This window comes from Actinomyces israelii DSM 43320, from assembly GCF_000711965.1.
Taxonomy (GTDB): Bacteria; Actinomycetota; Actinomycetes; order Actinomycetales; family Actinomycetaceae; genus Actinomyces; species Actinomyces israelii.
In genome coordinates this window covers 1-15,985 of the sequence record NZ_JONS01000064.1, presented here as the reverse complement: position 1 = coordinate 15,985, position 15,985 = coordinate 1, and the positions used below count along the sequence as shown (strand labels likewise).

The 15,985-nt window shown below is 70.5% G+C and carries 12 protein-coding genes and 1 pseudogene; 7 read left to right on the top strand and 6 right to left on the bottom strand.

The features are described from left to right. Nucleotides 1-195: pseudogene (locus O145_RS14200) on the bottom strand (helix-turn-helix domain-containing protein); the annotation flags it as partial. A 748-nt stretch (nucleotides 196-943) separates the two neighbouring features. Between O145_RS14200 and O145_RS14195 the strand changes: the two are divergent. Further along, complete coding sequence (locus O145_RS14195) at nucleotides 944-3,541, top strand: hypothetical protein (RefSeq protein WP_084682653.1); 2,598 nt, start codon at nucleotides 944-946, stop codon at nucleotides 3,539-3,541. 167 nt (nucleotides 3,542-3,708) lie between these two features. Here the strand turns inward: O145_RS14195 and budA are convergent, their stop codons facing one another. Continuing rightward, nucleotides 3,709-4,443 carry an acetolactate decarboxylase gene (budA, locus tag O145_RS14190; protein ID WP_043564149.1) on the bottom strand — a complete coding sequence of 245 codons (735 nt, stop codon included), beginning with the start codon at nucleotides 4,441-4,443 and terminating at the stop codon, nucleotides 3,709-3,711. A 520-nt stretch (nucleotides 4,444-4,963) separates the two neighbouring features. After that, nucleotides 4,964-5,653 (bottom strand): nucleoside/nucleotide kinase family protein, encoded by a 690-nt coding sequence (locus tag O145_RS14185; RefSeq protein ID WP_043564147.1) that lies wholly within the window; start codon nucleotides 5,651-5,653, stop codon nucleotides 4,964-4,966. Nucleotides 5,654-5,894: 241 nt separating this feature from the next. Between O145_RS14185 and O145_RS14180 the strand changes: the two genes are divergently transcribed. Beyond that, nucleotides 5,895-6,743: a hypothetical protein gene (locus tag O145_RS14180; RefSeq protein WP_454931460.1), complete on the top strand. Its 849-nt coding sequence runs from the start codon at nucleotides 5,895-5,897 to the stop codon at nucleotides 6,741-6,743. A 503-nt stretch (nucleotides 6,744-7,246) separates the two neighbouring features. On the opposite strand, the gene O145_RS18480 is transcribed toward O145_RS14180, so the two are convergent. The 3 genes from O145_RS18480 to O145_RS14165 form a co-directional block, all read right to left on the bottom strand. After that, nucleotides 7,247-8,503 carry a hypothetical protein gene (locus O145_RS18480; RefSeq protein WP_156966803.1) on the bottom strand — a complete coding sequence of 419 codons (1,257 nt, stop codon included), beginning with the start codon at nucleotides 8,501-8,503 and terminating at the stop codon, nucleotides 7,247-7,249. 164 nt (nucleotides 8,504-8,667) lie between these two features. Beyond that, on the bottom strand, nucleotides 8,668-9,111 hold the full coding sequence (locus tag O145_RS14170) for a TA system VapC family ribonuclease toxin (protein WP_043564143.1): 444 nt from the start codon (nucleotides 9,109-9,111) through the stop codon (nucleotides 8,668-8,670). Then, nucleotides 9,098-9,331, bottom strand: coding sequence for a hypothetical protein (locus O145_RS14165; protein WP_043564155.1), 234 nt, complete (start codon nucleotides 9,329-9,331; stop codon nucleotides 9,098-9,100). Before O145_RS14165 ends, O145_RS14170 begins: the two co-directional genes overlap by 14 nt. A 127-nt stretch (nucleotides 9,332-9,458) precedes the next feature. Between O145_RS14165 and nrdF the strand changes: the two genes are divergently transcribed. The 5 genes from nrdF (at nucleotide 9,459) to O145_RS14140 (ending at nucleotide 15,745) form a co-directional block, all read left to right on the top strand. After that, nucleotides 9,459-10,433 (top strand): class 1b ribonucleoside-diphosphate reductase subunit beta, encoded by a 975-nt coding sequence (nrdF, locus tag O145_RS14160; protein WP_043564140.1) that lies wholly within the window; start codon nucleotides 9,459-9,461, stop codon nucleotides 10,431-10,433. Nucleotides 10,434-10,631: 198 nt separating this feature from the next. Continuing rightward, the gene (locus O145_RS14155) at nucleotides 10,632-12,011 is read left to right on the top strand and encodes an LssY C-terminal domain-containing protein (protein ID WP_052375218.1); all 1,380 of its coding nucleotides are present in this window, start codon (nucleotides 10,632-10,634) and stop codon (nucleotides 12,009-12,011) included. A 191-nt stretch (nucleotides 12,012-12,202) separates the two neighbouring features. Further along, nucleotides 12,203-13,411, top strand: coding sequence for a Fic family protein (locus O145_RS14150; protein WP_229118598.1), 1,209 nt, complete (start codon nucleotides 12,203-12,205; stop codon nucleotides 13,409-13,411). 535 nt (nucleotides 13,412-13,946) lie between these two features. Beyond that, nucleotides 13,947-14,636 (top strand): hypothetical protein, encoded by a 690-nt coding sequence (locus O145_RS14145; protein WP_043564136.1) that lies wholly within the window; start codon nucleotides 13,947-13,949, stop codon nucleotides 14,634-14,636. Nucleotides 14,637-14,791: 155 nt separating this feature from the next. After that, nucleotides 14,792-15,745 carry a hypothetical protein gene (locus tag O145_RS14140; protein WP_043564135.1) on the top strand — a complete coding sequence of 318 codons (954 nt, stop codon included), beginning with the start codon at nucleotides 14,792-14,794 and terminating at the stop codon, nucleotides 15,743-15,745. The last annotated feature ends 240 nt before the right edge of the window (nucleotides 15,746-15,985 follow it).

The following is a 15,985-nucleotide window of genomic DNA, read 5'->3' as shown; positions in this document are numbered from 1 at the left end:
CTGCCGCCATTCCGACAGCCACTCACGTACCGTCCCCTCGGCCCGCTCGACCATCTCCGCGATAATATCCAGGCCGACGCCGCGCCAGGCGTACAGAATCGCCTCCGCCTTCATTCTCACCAGCCTGTAGGTGTCCGAGCGCTTCTTCCACCTGATGAGGATGTCCCGTTCCTCGTTCGTCATGTCGATCTGCATGAGACTATCTTATACGAGGTGCTCCGCAGACGCCAACCAGGAATCTCGCAGCGGCTGTCCCAGAATGTCATTTTGTTTAATTCCAGCCATCCTTACCGGTATCCGGATCGCTGTACGTTTCCTGAGCGAATTTGCCTTGAACCTCTGCGACGAGCTCATCAAGGGTGGGGACCTCCGGCTGACCCGGTGCGGAGGCCGAGGCGTTTGCGGAAATGAGGGAGTCACCTTCTGCGGTCGCGCTTCCCTCGCCTCCGGAGCCGGGTGAGGAGGCGCGAGAGCATGCGGCAGTCCCGGAAGCCGCGATTCCGACAGAGGTGGCGCCCAGGATGGAGCGGCGCGATACTCGCGCTGATGAGTGACGTGCCATTCCTGCAATGTACCCGCGTACGAGCGAGTACTGCGGAGCGCCTCGCTTTTAACAGGAGATTCATACGGAATTCATGCGGTTTTCGTGCACTGGCCGCGCGGTGGCCGAAAAACTGCGAGGCTCGGGCCGGAGCGCTGAGAATGCGGGTTTCGAATACCGCATGCACGCCTGTCCCGGCTCGAAGCGGACGCCCCGGGCCCCGGCCGGGGATCGGCGGACCAGGTGCCGGCCGGGGATCGGCGGACCGGTGACGAGCGCGGAGGCTTGCGACGTACGGAACCGCGCCGACCGGCCACCGGGCAGGGCCGCCCCCCATCCGGTCGTCCTCGAACCGGGACGGTGAGCGGACCGCCGCCCACGACTGCTCCGTAACGTGGAGCCATGAGCACCACCACCTCCGACGACGCGCCCCACCCTTACGCTGAGCGCCCCACCGTCGCGGACAACGGCTTCATCCGTCCCAGCGGCACGCCCCTGAGCACCCCCTACCTCGACGGCCCCACCTCGGCCCAGCGGGCCGAGCGCGCCCCGTGGAGGGCCGAGGCCGCCGTCGAGATGCTCTCGACCGCCTTCCTCCACCGCCCCGCCGCCCTCCCCCTCATACGGGAGGTCTACACGCCGCTGATCCTCCTGGCCACGGGCATCCAGATCCTCGCCAGGACGGACGACGACCCCGCCACCGGCTCCCTCCTCCTTCTCATCGCCCTGGTCCCCGTCGCGCTCATCACCCTCTACATCAGCTACTGGCAGTGGAAGTCCGCCCGCGCCCACGTGCGCGCCGCCGTCGCCTGGTCCCGCAGCGCCCCGGCGCCGAGCCATCCCCGGGCCCGCCATGGCGGCTCATGGGAGTCCCTGGCCGGGACAGGCCCGCGGGAGGCCGACGACGTCGTCGGTCCCGGCGCCCTGCCCGCCGTCGGCCAGTGGATGCGGACCACGCTGCCCCGCCGTCTGCCCGGGCTGGCGTGGGCGGCCGCAGCCCCCGCGGTCATGACGACCCTCGCTCGGGCCTGCGCCCCTGCCCCCTACTGGGACGCGGTGGGCTCGGCGGGGATAGCGCTCGTAGCCGGCATGGTCGGCGGCGGCCTGATCAGCAACCTTGTGCTGTCGGCGAGGCTGGGGCGCGCCCGCGCCGCCGTCGGGCTGACGGGCCTGGAGACCGGGGCCTGGACCCTCATCCAGCGCTTTACCGACGACCCCGCCGTGCTGCCGGAGGGGGAGGCGGCCGTGCCCCGCACGGGCCCGGCGCGCACCCGGTTCGCCGAGGGTTCCACCCGCCCCAACCGCTCCGGGCTGGTCAACGTCACCCTTCTGGATGCGCGGGTGGCCCTCCTGCCCAAGGCCGCTGACGACATCGCCGGCTCCGGTGCCCCGCAGGCGAGCCCGTACTCGGGCGGCGTCGGCTCCGGTGCGGCCGGAGGCGGCGAGGCGCGGACTAGGCGCGCCCTGGCCGACCTGCTGGAATCGGCGCGCGCCGTCGCCCGTCAGGGCCAGCGCGTCTTCGACGTCGGCATGGTGCTCACCGCCGCCCTCATGCTCTACGCTGGGGCCCGGCCCTGGGCCACCGGCGACGCGCTCGCCTGGCGGACCGCGCCCATGGTCGTCAGCGCCGCGGCCGCGCTCGCGGGGGTCGCCATCCTCGGTGCCGAGCTGTACGGCGTCATCGACGGCGCCACCACCGAACAGCTGCACCTGCGGGCGCTGCGGGCCTGGGCCCGCTCCCGCGGCCACCACACCGCTGCCGGCTGGGCGGCCCCGGCCTGGGCGCAGGCCGGTCCCGGGCGCTCCCGGCGTCAGCCGGCCCGCACGGGACGGTGGGGGATGGGGCTGTGGGTGCTCATCCTCCTGGTCGCCGGCGTCCTGACTGTCGCGTGGACGGCGGGGGAGACGCCGGTGAGCCTGGGCCGCTCCATCGGCTCCCTGAGCCTGGGCACCCTGCGCTCCTGGGGGCTGGGCGACATCGAGCTCGGCCTGCTGTGCGTCGTCGGCCTGAGCACCTGGGTGCTCACTGTGGCGGGGCGCCTGCGCTGGGGGCGGCAGATCCGGGGCCTGGAGGAGGCGCTCCTGGCTGGCGGCGTGGCCCGCGTCGGCCTGGACGGGCGCGTCGTCGTCAACGAGGGCGAGGCCCCGGTGTCAGCCCTCCCCGGGGCGGGGCGGGGCTCGACAGCGATCCTGGAGGTGCCCGACGACGCCCTCGTGGCGGGCCCGTGGGCCTGGGCGCGGGACGCTTCCGCCACCCGGTCGGGAAGTGCGACGCCGTGGGAGTGCGGGGTGGCGGTCGAGCGGCTCAGCCACCTGGCGGCCGAGCGCCGGCGCAGCTCCCGGGGCGGGTGGATGCCCCTTCATGCTGGCCTGCTGCTCCTCGTCGTGGCCGTCGCCCGGCTCGGGGCGGGCCGGGGGTGGATCCTCGGTGTCCTCGCGGCGGTGCTGGGCGGGGTCATGGTGGTCAGCGGGACGCTCTCCGCCCTGCGGGATATCGCCTACGACGCCCGGGTGAGGCGCGCTCTGCTGTCCTGGGCGGGAGAGGCGCGCGGCCCCTGGGCCTGGCCGGAGGCCCGCGGGCGGGACGGCGGGGGCGCGCTCGCGGCCTGGTGGGCCGTTGACGGGGCGATCAAGCCGGTGTCGTTTCTCGTGATCATGGGGGAGACGGCGGTCCTGTGGTGGCTGCTCGCCCCGGCGGGCGGCGCGCCGGCCCTTCCCGGGGCGGCCGTCCTGGCCCTGCCGCTGCTGACGTGGCTCATCAGCCTGGTCAGGCTCGCCCCTCTGGCGGTGGGCGCGCGCCGCGCCCGGGCGGCGGTCGGCCTGCCGGGGCTGTGGCAGGTCCAGGACTGTGTCAGCGCGGGCGAGTACGGCACGACGACGGTTCCCGGCTGGCGGACGCTCGGCGCGCCCGTTCCTGTGGCTGCCGACGCGTTCGTCCCCGCAGCACCCGGCATGCCCGCCTCCGTGGAGGCCGGCGGCCACTGGGGACGGGGGCGGTGACGATCAGCGCGCGGCGCGGCGGCGGGCCCGGAGGGGGCTGCCGCTGGGGCGCGAATGGACTGCAGAGCGTGTTTCGGACATCCTTGACAACTGTGTTTCGGGATGTCCGAGAAACACCAGGCAGTCCAGACACCAGCCCCACCACATCCCGAACGGCACAGCTCCGCTCAGTGGTGCTCGACCCGGCGGATCTCCTCGCTCAGGTCCTCGCTCAGATCCGCCGCCCCGAACTCCTCGGTCAGCGGCAGCCTCAGACGGAAGTCGGTGCCCAGGCAGAGCTCGGCGACGCCCCGGGTCAACTCGAAGTCCACGAGGTGCCCGCCCCAGGCGCGGTTCTCGTCAATGACATGGGCGTGGCAGCCGGCCACGGAGATCCCCTGCTCGTACAGGGGCGTGCGGAATCCCGCCACAGTCCCCTCGAAGTCCTCGCGGCGCACGACCTCCTCGCCGTCGGTGGCCTCGACCATCGGCCGGTAGGGCCTCTTCTGCTTGACCACGGTCCGCGCGCTCGCCCACGCGAAGCGGCCCGTCACCCGCAGCGCGTACATGTAGTTCGAGCTCGGCACGAGGCCGTCGATAATCTCGGAGAACTCCGCGCGGCTGAGCCCGCCGCCCACCTCCTGGCGGATGGCCGGCACGAAGTTCGTCACGACGGCGTACGGCGTGCGCTCGCCCAGGTCCGGCACGCTCACCGAGCCGTCGCCGCGCAGCCGGTAGCAGGTGCCGCCCAGGATCACCATCTCACCGTCGAGCCCGTTGAAGGTGCCGATCCCGAAGGAGCCGTGCCCGAGCAGCTCGGCCAGCGTCATCTCGTCGTCGTAGACGCCCTGGGCCAGGGCGGTGATGAGGCTGGTCTGGAAGATCTGGTGGCGGGTGACGGTGTGCGGCTGCGAGTACGTCATGGTGCCAGGGTAGGGGGACGACGGCGGAGCCGCGCCGGCTCACCCGCGGGCCGCGGCGGCCCGGTTGCACATGGGAGAGACGCGCGATCGGGCGACCGAGGCCGTTTTTCATTGGAATCTCGGGGTTTCACCGCGCGCGTCAACACTGGTTGCCGAGCTCCCATGTGCGCGCAGGGGGGTCTGCGCACATGGGAGCCGACTGCCAGCTGGCGGGCACATCGCGTTTTCCGCGTAATTCCGCGAAAATCATGCTGTGATGCGAGGGTGCTGGGTTTCTCCCATGTGCAGCCCGCCCATGACGCCATGAGCGTGCGGAGACCTGGCGCCGATTCGCCCCATCTCGACAGGCCCTCGCAGATCGGGATCCGCGCGAGCCCGCCCCATGCCGTTTACTGCGGCTCACGCCGTCGTTCCACCGCCCCGGGGCCACCACGCGCCGGTCCCAGGCGCTCGCCACCGCCCCGGGGCGGGAGGTCTGTCCAACGTCGGGGTGGGGCGCGCACCCGACCTTGGCGCTGCGCTACCGGCCGATCCGCCACACCTCGTCGCAGCGGTCCCGGCAGGCGGACACGAGCCGGGCGTTGGGCAGGTCGACGGCCCGCACCCAGTGACCGGCGTCGGCCCGGTGCCGGCCGAAGGACATGTGCCGGGCCACCAGGCGCCGGATGAGCTCCTCCTCGTCCACCTCCAGCATGACGAGCAGGTCGATCCGCTCCCGGGCTCCCTCCCAGCCCAGCGAGTCCAGCGCCAGGTAGTTGCCCTCGGTGACGACGATCCCGCGGCCCGCCACCCGCGTGCCCGCCGCCACCGGCTCGTGCAGGTCGCGGCGGTACACTGGTGCCAGGACCTCGCGGGGCTCGCCGTCGGGGCCCACCCGGCGCACCCGCTCCAGGATCGCCAGGTAGCCGTCGACGTCGAAGGTGTCCGGCGCGCCCTTGCGCCCATGGCGGCCGAGCTCGTCGAGGACTGCGTTGGACATGTGGAAGCCGTCCATGGGCACGATTCCCGCCAGCAGCCCCCGCTCGCCGAGCGCCGTCTCCAGGGCGGCTGCGAGCGTGGACTTTCCCGACCCCGGCGCACCGGTGATGCCGACGACGGCTCGGCCCGGCTCGGCCCGCTCCGCCAGCCGCCTCGCGGTATCGACCAGTCCGGCCAGGAGGACGGGGGCCTTGCCGGTGAATTGCGGGGGAGTGCTCGGATCTCCATTCATGCCCCCATTGTCTCGTCTGACGGCCGGCCGTGAGGGGGCCAACGGGGAAGCCTCCCCGTAGAGACCTCGGGGCGGCGCCGATAGGTTCTCCACCATGGTTCCTATCGCACGTTCCTCCTTGCCCACCCGCAGAGCCCTCCTGGCCGGCTCCGCCCTGGGGCTTCTCTGCGGCGCCTCGGGGTGCGCGCTCACCAGCTCGGACTACCGTGCTCTCAAGAGCTACTTCTCCGGCCAGGACATCGTGGAGAAGTCAGAGGTGAGTTACAGTCTCGGCGGGGACGCGCCGAGCTTCATCGAGGTTCACCTGCGAGTCAAGGACGACACCTCGATAGACGCCTTCGTCGGCATGCTCCGAGGTGCGGCTCGCAAGGTGGGGAAGAAGGCCGATGTCAGGATATGGGTCTCCTGGTGCTACAGCGGCACCCTGATCGATTACAATACCGACAGCATTGGTCTCTGGGATCGTGAGGACTGGGACAAGTCTCACGATCAGGGCCTGCTCGAGTGGGCGATGGAGATCGCACAGGGGAGCGCCCAGATTGTCGATGTTCCTTCGATGAGGATCCTGTACGAGGCTCAGGACGAGTTGCCAGACGATTTCGTGCTCAGCGCGCAGGAGCTCGATCGGGAGCGCGTTGAGTTCCAGAGCAGCATCTCCTTGCCGGGCTGGGACATCGGCGTTCAGGCCACGAGCGACGACGACCTGTCTGATTTTCCCCTGGAGAGGATTCTCTCCTCCGTTCCCGCTCCCAGTTCGCAGGGACTGAGACACCGCCTGGAAGTGGACACGTACTGGAACACCCATGACGGTCCCTATCTCAATATCGGATACCGTCGCTCCGACGACGATGGTCTGGCCCCCATCGGCAAGGGCTTGGGGAACGGGCGCGACCTCGCCGCCGAGCTCATCCGGGCGATCCGAGGCGCTCCCGTGATCGAGAGGGTCTCGATCAGCCTCGAGGACCCGACCGGGCCCCATTACCCGGAAGCGGAGTCCCTCTATGTGTCCATGTCGGACGGCGTCATCAGCGGGCCGACGTACGACACCGACGACTACAGCCGCCGGCTCCTCAAGGAGATCCTGGGCTGAGGCGGGGACCCGCTCGCTTGGCCCCGGGCGGTCCGATGATCACGCCGCCGGCGGCTCCGGCCGGACCGTCTGCGATCGTCCAACGGTCGTTTGTCGCCCGCCCGCGCCACCTGCGAAGCCGGCGGCCGCGCCCTGCGAGCGGCAGGAGCACCATGCCATGGCGCCTGATGAGAGCACGAGCATCGGATCCTCAGTCCGGCCTCCTGGGAGATGGGGCGGTCACTTGCGGTGTCTGCCGGCCCGATGGGAGCGGGGCGGCGAGCCGTCGCCGGGAGATTCCGATGAGTTCTCCGATCTCCGCCAGGCCTCTTCTGCCGTGTCGGCGGCGGTCATCCTGTTCCGCCGCCGACGCCTCGCCATCTGCCACTCCGGATACATGAAACGCGGCAACGGAAACGGGATCAGGCCCAAGGCCGCCACCGCCAGGCACGCGAGCGAACCTGGGGCGAAAATCCACATCAGCGGGCCGTCGCCATTGACCAGCAGGGCCCCTCCGCCGAAAGTCATGAACCCTCCGACGGCGGGCTGGATGAGCGCAACGGTATTGCGGCCCAGGTTGAAGGCCTCCGCCAGCATGTCGCGGCACCAACCGGTCCGCCGACACATGCGCCAATCGCAGCGCCCGCCTGGGCGCCGGCCCAGCCGCCGGCGGCGGAGGCGGCGCCCTTCGTCGCTGCCCGGGCCACCTTCTCTCCCTGGCCCATCGACGGGTCCTTCGAGTCCTTCTGCCACTGCTCGTAGGCATCGACACCGAAGCTCACCGCGGTGCCCGCGCGGCCTGCGTATTTCAGTGCCTTACTGTCTGCAACTTTCTGCGCCGCGTTTGCGACCTTGGCCCCCGTGGATCCCTCGGCCGAAGCGGGCACCCTCCAGTTCCCGAGCTTGCGATCACTGAGCGCATGCTTCCACTGCCGCGTTCCCCTGCCACCGGCCTGGGTCATCGTCGGCTTTTTGCTCCTGGCCCATTTACTGGCGTGTCTTCCCTGGTCGGCTGAGCGCCATGTCATCGTTTTGCAGTTGTAGCGAGCAACATCCGCTCCGCTCGCTCTCAGCCCGGCGGCCCGCGTCAGCTTAACGGCGTCTCCGATACGGCTGACGCCCCATTTGCCGACACGTGCCGCCGTGATCGGGCCGCCGCCTTCGGTCGAGGGAATAAAATAGCCGCCCGCTGCGCCCGCCACAGTGTGGTAAATCGGATTAGTGATCTTCAGGCAGGCGTCCGCAAAGGCTTGACGGGCCTCAGCCTCTCGGCTGCGGATGTCGTCGGTGTCGGTCTGCAGAGTAGTATACAGAATGATTTTCTGCTGCTTTTCATCGCTTTCCCCGCCACCAACCTCGGTGCCACTACAACTACTCCCGGGGTGAGGCGAAGAACCGCCGCCTGGGCTGTCCCCGGAAGAAGAGCAGGAATCTGTCGGACGAATAATGGTTTCCCCGACGAGCTCCAGTCCTCCCTCGGTGGCTCTGCTGCGGATCCCCTCCAGATCCGTCTTGATGGCACTCAGGGCCCATGAGAGGTTGTCCAGCGCGGCCCTGTAGCTCTCCAGATCCGATACCAGATCCTCGCATGTGGTGACATAATCGTCGAGCGCCCGGTGGGCGGCGTCCGCCGACTCGCCCTCCAGGTCGCCGGCAATGATTTTGCCCGCGCTAATCAGGTCATCCTCGGCGCTGTCAACATTCGTCTTAATATCGCCGACCGTCTCCGCCGACGTCGCGATGTCGGACGGCGTCGCATCCAGACGAGTATCGATTGACATGATTGCCGGCCACTCACTCGTCGCGTCACTGCTCGTCGCTCGTCGTGGATTAGGACAATGTCGAGTCTACCACTCGATCACGTCCAGGTCACGGGCACCCGGCCCGCTCCGGCGCCTGACCGCGCGCGGCTCGCATCCGCATGCCTCGCCGTCGTCCTCATGTGTCACACCTCGATGAGCTCGACGTGCCGGCGGTCGCCCGCGACCAGGGCGTCGGGGATGCGCCCGTCGATGGTGGCGAGAACGGCACTGTGCCGCGCCGCGAGATCGACAAGATGAAGGTCCGTCACCTGTCGGAACCCGACGAGTCCCGTCATGTCGATGAGGGGCTCCGCCAGGGGCGCGTCGTCGGCCAGGAACTCGTGCCCCTCGACCCGGCACAGCTGCGCGAGCCCCTCACGAGCCCGGCCGGCGGCGACGGGAAAACCCGTCACCTTCGGATTGAGCAGGAGGCGGATGTACGCGGACTGCGTGATCGAGCAGGTCGCCCAGCGCGCAACGCCGTCGAACCACCTGGACACCAGCCCGTGGTGCACATGGTTCGGCAGGGACAGCGCGATCAGAGTATTGACGTCGAGGAGCCGCAGCGGGGCGTCACTCCTCACCATCGCGATACCTCTCCACCGTCTCCGGCGTCACCACCGGTGCGGATTCGCCGGCCCGCGGCGTGAAGAGCGGCACGCCCCGCCTGCTCGCAGCCCAGGTCCCCCCGCCAGCGCCCCGGAGGGCGAGGTCCGAGACGGCCCTGCCCAGCGAGACTCCCTCGCGGCGCGCCCGCTCGCGCGCAACTGCGAGGACCCTGTCGTCGATCTCGAGTGTGGTGCGCATGCAAATATCATCGCATCACAACATCACCGCATCAATCGGTTCGTCGCGGGAACCGGGCGCGCCGGGGCCCACCACCCGCCGTCGGTAGCATGACGGCGTCAGCCGCACCCGTCCGGGAGGAGCTCCCATGCCCGAGCCGATCAAGCTCATCGACCGCGTCCAGGCCGTCAACTGGAACCGCCTCATCGACGACAAGGACCTGGAGGTCTGGGACCGCCTGACCGGCAACTTCTGGCTGCCCGAGAAGGTGCCGCTGTCCAATGACGTGCAGTCGTGGGCGACCCTGACCGAGCCCGAGAAGAACATGACCACCCGCGTGTTCACCGGCCTGACCCTGCTGGACACCATCCAGGGCACGGTGGGCGCCGTCTCGCTGATCCCCGACGCCCGCACCCCCCATGAGGAGGCGGTCTACACCAATATCGCCTTCATGGAGTCGGTGCACGCCCGCTCCTACTCCTCGATCTTCTCCACCCTCATCTCCACCGCCGAGATCGACGAGGCCTTCCGCTGGAGCGAGGAGAACGAGAACCTCCAGCGCAAGGCCCGCATTATCCTGGACTACTACCGCGGCGACGACGCGGAGAAGCGCAAGGTGGCCTCCACCATGCTGGAGTCCTTCCTGTTCTACTCCGGCTTCTACGCCCCCATGTACTGGTCCAGCCACGCCAAGCTGACCAACACCGCCGACCTCATCCGCCTCATTATCCGCGACGAGGCCGTGCACGGCTACTACATCGGCTACAAGTACCAGCTGGCGGTGCGCGAGTCCTCCCCGGGGCGTCAGGCCGAGCTCAAGGACTACACCTTCGAGTTGCTCATGGAGCTGTACGACAACGAGGAGCAGTACACCGAGGACCTCTACGACGAGCTGGGGCTGACCGAGGACGTCAAGAAGTTCCTGCGCTACAACGCCAACAAGGCCCTCATGAACCTGGGCTACGAGGCGCTCTTCCCGGCCGACGCCGTGGACGTCAACCCGGCGATCCTGGCCTCCCTGAGCCCCAACGCCGACGAGAACCACGACTTCTTCTCCGGCTCGGGCTCCTCCTACGTCATCGGCACCGCCGAGGCCACCCAGGACGAGGACTGGGACTTCTGACGACGACGGCGCCCGGTGCGGCTGAGTCGGCGGCGCCGGGCCGGGGCGCGCTCCGTCGTCGTACGCCTCGCTGAGCGCGCCGCGGCGCCCGCCGCCGGACCCTGGGCCGCCGGGAGAGCTCCCGGGCCGGGAGACCCGCCCCGCCGTCGTGCCCCGGTCTTCCCGCCCGAAGAGCGCTCGCTCTGTAACCTGGCTCCCATGAGCGCCCCTGTGAAGACCCGGCCGCGCCCCACGTCCCCGCCCCTGTACCGGGACGGCGGGGAGAAGGTCAGTCCGGCCCGCTCCCGGACCTGGGGCCTGGACGACGTCGTCGACGCCGTCTTCTTCGCCGTCGCCGCCGCGGCCACCCTGTGGCTGGCCTGGCTGCTCATCGCCTCGGGCTGGCACCTGGAGCCCTGGCTCGTGCTCAACTCGGTCCTGTTCTGGGCGGTGCTGGCCTACCTGGCGATCCCGCGCGTCCACCAGGTCCTCACCTGGCTGTACGTGCCCGACTACTTCATCGGCCGCACCCGCACCCCGGACGGCCTCCTGGGGGACCCGGTCAACCTGGCGGTTCGCGGGGACGAGGACGACATCCACGCGGCCATGCGGGCGGCGGGCTGGACCCGCGCCGACGCGATCACCCCGCGCTCCGCGCTGCGCATCGTCGTCTCCTCCCTGATGCGCCGCTCCTACCCGGCAGCCCCCGTCTCCACCCTCATGCTCTTCGGGCGAGGCCAGGACTTCGCCTACCAGAAGGAGGTCGAGGGCAACCCCTCCCAGCGGCACCACGTGCGCTTCTGGCACACGCCGGGCGGATGGGTCCTGCCCGGGGGCCGCAGCGTGGACTGGCTGGCCGGCGCGACCTACGACCGCTCCGTGGGGCTGAGCGCCCTCACCTTCCAGGTCACCCACAAGATCGACGCCGACATCGACATCGAGCGCAACTTCGTCGTCGACGACGTCCGCTGGGCCAACGCGGCGGCGGGCCTGGGGGTGTGGCCGGACTTCTTCACCGCCTACCACGACAAGAACGGCGGCGGGGACCGGGTGGAGACCGACGGTGACCTCTACGTGCTGGACCTGGACGCCGTCGTCCCGAACTCGGTGCACTCCGTGGAGCTGGCCCGGGCCCGGGCCGCGGACGCCCAGGCGAACCGCCAGCGTCCCTCCCAGCTGCTCGTGGCCCTGGCCCTCATTGTGATGCTGCTGGGGGTGCAGGCGGCCCAGCTCTTCCGCGATCCCGCTGTGGGCACGATGGCCGCCGAGCTCAACCGCGAGGGCGTGCCCGGGGCGACCGAGATCGTCTACGGGTCGCTCAGCGTGATGTCGGCCGGCATGATCGCGGCCGTGGCGGCCCTGGGCGTGGCCGCCTGGCGCGGACACCCGCGTGGGCGGATCGCCCTTCTCGGGGCGCTGACGCTCTTCGTCCTGGCGGACATGTCCCAGGTGTCCGCCGTCGGGGTGCGGGGGGCGACCTTCTCCCTCATCGTGACCTCGGGCCTGGGTGTCCTGGCCCTCCTGGCGCTGACCGCGCGTCCGGTCCAGCGCTGGGAGCGCTCGCGCAAGGCCGAGCGGCGCGCGCGGCGAGGCCCGTAGCTCGTAGGCGGAGCCGCCCGCTGAGGACTGTGGCCCGACGCCGGTTCCCCCGCCGCCCAGCCCGCCCGGCCGCAGGGGCGCCTCAGGGTCATGCCGCCTGTGTGACATGCTCGGGTCGGTTTTGCACACAAGCGGCCATTGTGTGCAAAGTTCCCCTTGCGCATGTCATACAACGATCGTTAGGTGACATCGTGGACGTGGAGATGTTCAGGAATCCGTCGATGGGGGAGCCCGCCGGGATCAGCGGGTCGGACCCGTATCTCGGCGACTGGCGTCATTCGGCCTTCATCCCGGCTCCCCTGGGACGGGACGAGCCGCTGCTCTCAGGCGCGACGCATCGGGCCGTCGCGGCGGCCGGGCGGGCGCTTGCGGCCCTGGACGCCACCGCGCGACGCCTCCCGAACCCCTACCTGCTTCGGGCGCCCTCGCTGCGCCGGGAGGCTCAGTCCACCTCGGCGCTCGAGGGGACGTACGCCCCCCTCGGCGAGGTGCTGACAGCCGATGACGACGTCCCCGCATCCGCTGAGATGACGGAGATCCTCAACTATGTCGGCATGGCGCAGCTCGGCTTCGACTGGATGCGCGAGGGGCGACCGCTCACCCTGGGCCTTATCGAGGACCTCCAGGGGCGCCTCATGCGTGGAACGCCGCTGGAGGGGGAGTCCGGCCGGCTGCGCGAGGGGCAGGTCGTCATCGGACGCCGCGACGTGGCGGGGGCGGGGTCTTGGGCAACGCCGGTCGAGGCCAGCAGGTTCGTCCCCGCGCCGCCGGGGGACCAGCTGCGCGCCGGCGTGACGGCTCTCGTCGACTGGCTCAGGGCTGATCACGCCGAGCGCATCGACCCGGTCGTCGCGGCGGGCATGGCCCACTACCAGTTCGAGACGCTTCACCCTTTCCGCGACGGCAACGGGCGGATCGGGCGGTACCTCATTGTGCTGACGCTTCTCGGGACGGGCCTGCTGACGGAGCCGACGCTCACCGTCTCCCCCTGGTTCGAGGCCCGGCGCACCGAGTACTACGACACGCTCCTCGGCGTGAGCACGGACGGCGACTGGGACTCCTTCCTGTCCTTCTTCGCACGCGGTCTCGCCGACGCCGCGACCGGGACCAAGGAGCAGATGCTGGTGCTGGTGTCGGTGCAGGAGAAGCTCCGGGAGCGCGTCCGGACATCGTCGCTGCGCTCGGCCCGGGCGCTCTCCCTGGTCGATCTCGCCGTGGCCAACCCGTCCTTCACCGTGCGCAGGGTCGAGCGCGAGATGGGCCTGTCCTACGGGCGCGCCAATAGCCTCGTCGGCCAGCTCGCCGACCTCGGCATCCTGAGGATCGTCAACCCCGGCTCCCAGCCGCGCCGCTACACCGCCCCGGATGTGCTCCGGGTCCTCCTGAGCGGCGGGCGGTGAGTCGGGGCGGATGCTTTTTCGGGCGGCGGCCACTGGCCCGACTGCACGCGCACCGTCGGCCTGTAGCTGACGGCCAGGGCTCCTGCCCGGTGGCGGCACGCCTCCAAGAGTGACGGGACCGCACTCATCCGGACTGCGCCCGAAACCGACTGTTCACGAGCGCAAGAGGATGGGGGCGCTGCGCCGCCGACGGTTCCCCAAGAAGTACCTGCCGCGCAGACGGCGCCTCCAGCGCCTCCAGCGCCTCTCGCCCGGCCTCAGAACGGCGCGCCCTGCGTCGAGATAGACATTTTCGTACGAGGTAGACGGTGACACCGTCTACCTCGTACGAAAATGTCTATCTCGACGAGGTGAGGCGGCGGCCCGGCAGCGGCAGGCGGCGGTCAGCGGTTCCTGGCCGTGGTGGAGGACCTGGGCCGCCGGCGGCGGGCGCCCGCCCCCGGAAGTCTCCCCGGGGACGTCTCCCCATCGCTGTCATGACGCGCATTCAGCACACTTGGCCCTGTCGCCGATCCCACAGAGAACGGAATCCCTTATGCGTACCACCGTGAAGGTCCTCAGTATTGTCGCCGCTGCTGCCTGTGCCGTCGGAGTGTCCGCCTGCGAGGACGAGGTCGTGCAGGCCGGGGGAGGCTCGACCGCTGGGGCGAGCCAGTCTCCCGGCGGCTCGTCCCCGGGGGCCAGTCAGTCTCCCGGCGGCTCGGCCGCTCCCGGCCAGGGGGCGGCGCCGGCCGGGGCCCAGGCGATCGAGCCCATCACCTTCACCGACGAGGCCATCGGCCTGACCGAGACCTGTGACCAGCTCGTGCCGAACTTCGACGCCGCTCAGTACAAGGCGGGCTCCCCGGCCCAGGGCGAGACGATCTACCTGCTGCACTGCACCCTGGACTTCTCGGGCAACGTCTCGTTCGGCTCCGAGACCAGTCAGACTTTGACCCTCATCGACGACAACAACAAGAATCATCAGGCCCTGCGCAAGTCGTCGGGCGTCGAGGACGACATGAAGCAGGCCGGCCTGGACCCGATCGACTACGACGACTACGGCACCAACCACATCGACGGGTGGTTCGCCTTCGGCGTCCCGGGGAAGGGCGACAAGGCCGACCCCCTGCCCGAGGGCGCCACGACCCTGGCCTACGAGCGGGATGCCGTGACCAGCAAGAGCGACGGCAAGACCTATGAGGCCTACTCGACTCGCGCGAAGGTGACGGCCAAGAACGGCTGAGCCGGGCCCCTGAGCGAAAGCCCCGCAGTGCGGCGCCTCCCGGCACGGTCCGGAAGGAGCCGCGCCCGCTCTCGCTCGTCCATCATGTCCGTCCCGCCCGCGCCGAACCTCCTCGGCGCCGCGCCATTGGCGGGCGTGCCCCGTAGGCTGCTGCCATGAGCGAGTACTCCGCGGGGAAGCACAACGCCGGCACCGGTTCTTCCGGGTCACCGCCCCCGGACGCGACCCGTAGCAGAAGCACGGAAACCCGGCGCGCCCGGCGGGCCCGCCACGTCCGGCGCGCCCGTCACGCCGCCGCCCCCGCCCGGGGCCGGCACGCGGCCCCCGAGCACGTCCGCTTCGGGATCCCCTTCAACGGCGCCGTCCCCATCTGGCACGACGACGCCGAGATCACCTGGCACCGGGCCACCGACGGCACCGACTTCGCCACGGTGCTCGGCATGGGCGTCGTCGAGACCGAGCCCGGCCCCTCGACCGCCCCCGAAGGCTGGGTCGAGGTCGTGGAGACCGGCACCCTGCTGGCGCCCGGCGCCGATCCCGCCGACGTCGCCGCCGGCGCCGAGTCCGGCCCGATCCTGCGGCTGCGCGCCGAGGCCCCCACCGGGCGTCGCGCCTTCAACGACCCCAGGCGCGGCGCCGCCGTCCCCCTGACGCCTGCGCTGACCGTCGAGGAGGCCATGGGCTCCAGCCCCTCCGACTTCGACATCACCGGCTTCACCGTCCACCTGGCGCGGCTCATGCTGCGCGCCGCCCGCGACGGCGCCATCCTCCTGTTCACTCTGCGCGCCCCGCGCGACCCCGAGCCCCACCACGTGCTGAGCGTGCCCAGCGACGTTGACGGCCCGGACGGCGAACAGGTCATGCACTTCCACCTGGGCACCCTGCTCGAGATGAGGGGCGGCGCGTGGGACCACGCCAATCACGCCGACGGCATGGCCCTGCTGGACCTCGACGTGCCCTACTCCCGGCTGCTGGCCTCCGACCCCAGCGGCGAGCAGGGCTTCGAGACCGAGGGCCTTATCGAGATGGCGCAACCGGTCGTGGACGCCGTGCTCAAGCCGGGCTTCCCCTTCGCACTCGGCAGCTCCTTCCTCATGCCGCGGCGTTGAGCGCGCCGAGCGGCCTACGTGCGCTGGATGATTAACGCCGAGGTGGCAGCCGGGCGTGCTCGGCGTCGAGGGGAGCTCGTCGTGTGTTCCGTCCGGGCGTCCGGACGTGCGGCCCGCTCGCGGTCCCTGCCGGCCTGTCTCGTCGAGATCGGTCGTGTTCCGGCTCGAGACCGGTTCGCTTCCGCACCGAGACCGGTTCGCGGGGCCGGGTGGCCGTCGGGCGGCTGTCCAGCCGGTTCT

Coding starts and splice junctions, on each gene's coding strand:
- O145_RS14195 (WP_084682653.1), top strand. CDS start 944: ATGAGCACCACCACCTCCGACGACGCGCCCCACCCTTACGCTGAGCGC.
- budA (WP_043564149.1), bottom strand. CDS start 4,443: ATGACGTACTCGCAGCCGCACACCGTCACCCGCCACCAGATCTTCCAG.
- O145_RS14185 (WP_043564147.1), bottom strand. CDS start 5,653: ATGAATGGAGATCCGAGCACTCCCCCGCAATTCACCGGCAAGGCCCCC.
- O145_RS18480 (WP_156966803.1), bottom strand. CDS start 8,503: ATGTCAATCGATACTCGTCTGGATGCGACGCCGTCCGACATCGCGACG.
- O145_RS14170 (WP_043564143.1), bottom strand. CDS start 9,111: ATGGTGAGGAGTGACGCCCCGCTGCGGCTCCTCGACGTCAATACTCTG.
- O145_RS14165 (WP_043564155.1), bottom strand. CDS start 9,331: ATGCGCACCACACTCGAGATCGACGACAGGGTCCTCGCAGTTGCGCGC.
- nrdF (WP_043564140.1), top strand. CDS start 9,459: ATGCCCGAGCCGATCAAGCTCATCGACCGCGTCCAGGCCGTCAACTGG.
- O145_RS14155 (WP_052375218.1), top strand. CDS start 10,632: ATGAGCGCCCCTGTGAAGACCCGGCCGCGCCCCACGTCCCCGCCCCTG.
- O145_RS14145 (WP_043564136.1), top strand. CDS start 13,947: ATGCGTACCACCGTGAAGGTCCTCAGTATTGTCGCCGCTGCTGCCTGT.
- O145_RS14140 (WP_043564135.1), top strand. CDS start 14,792: ATGAGCGAGTACTCCGCGGGGAAGCACAACGCCGGCACCGGTTCTTCC.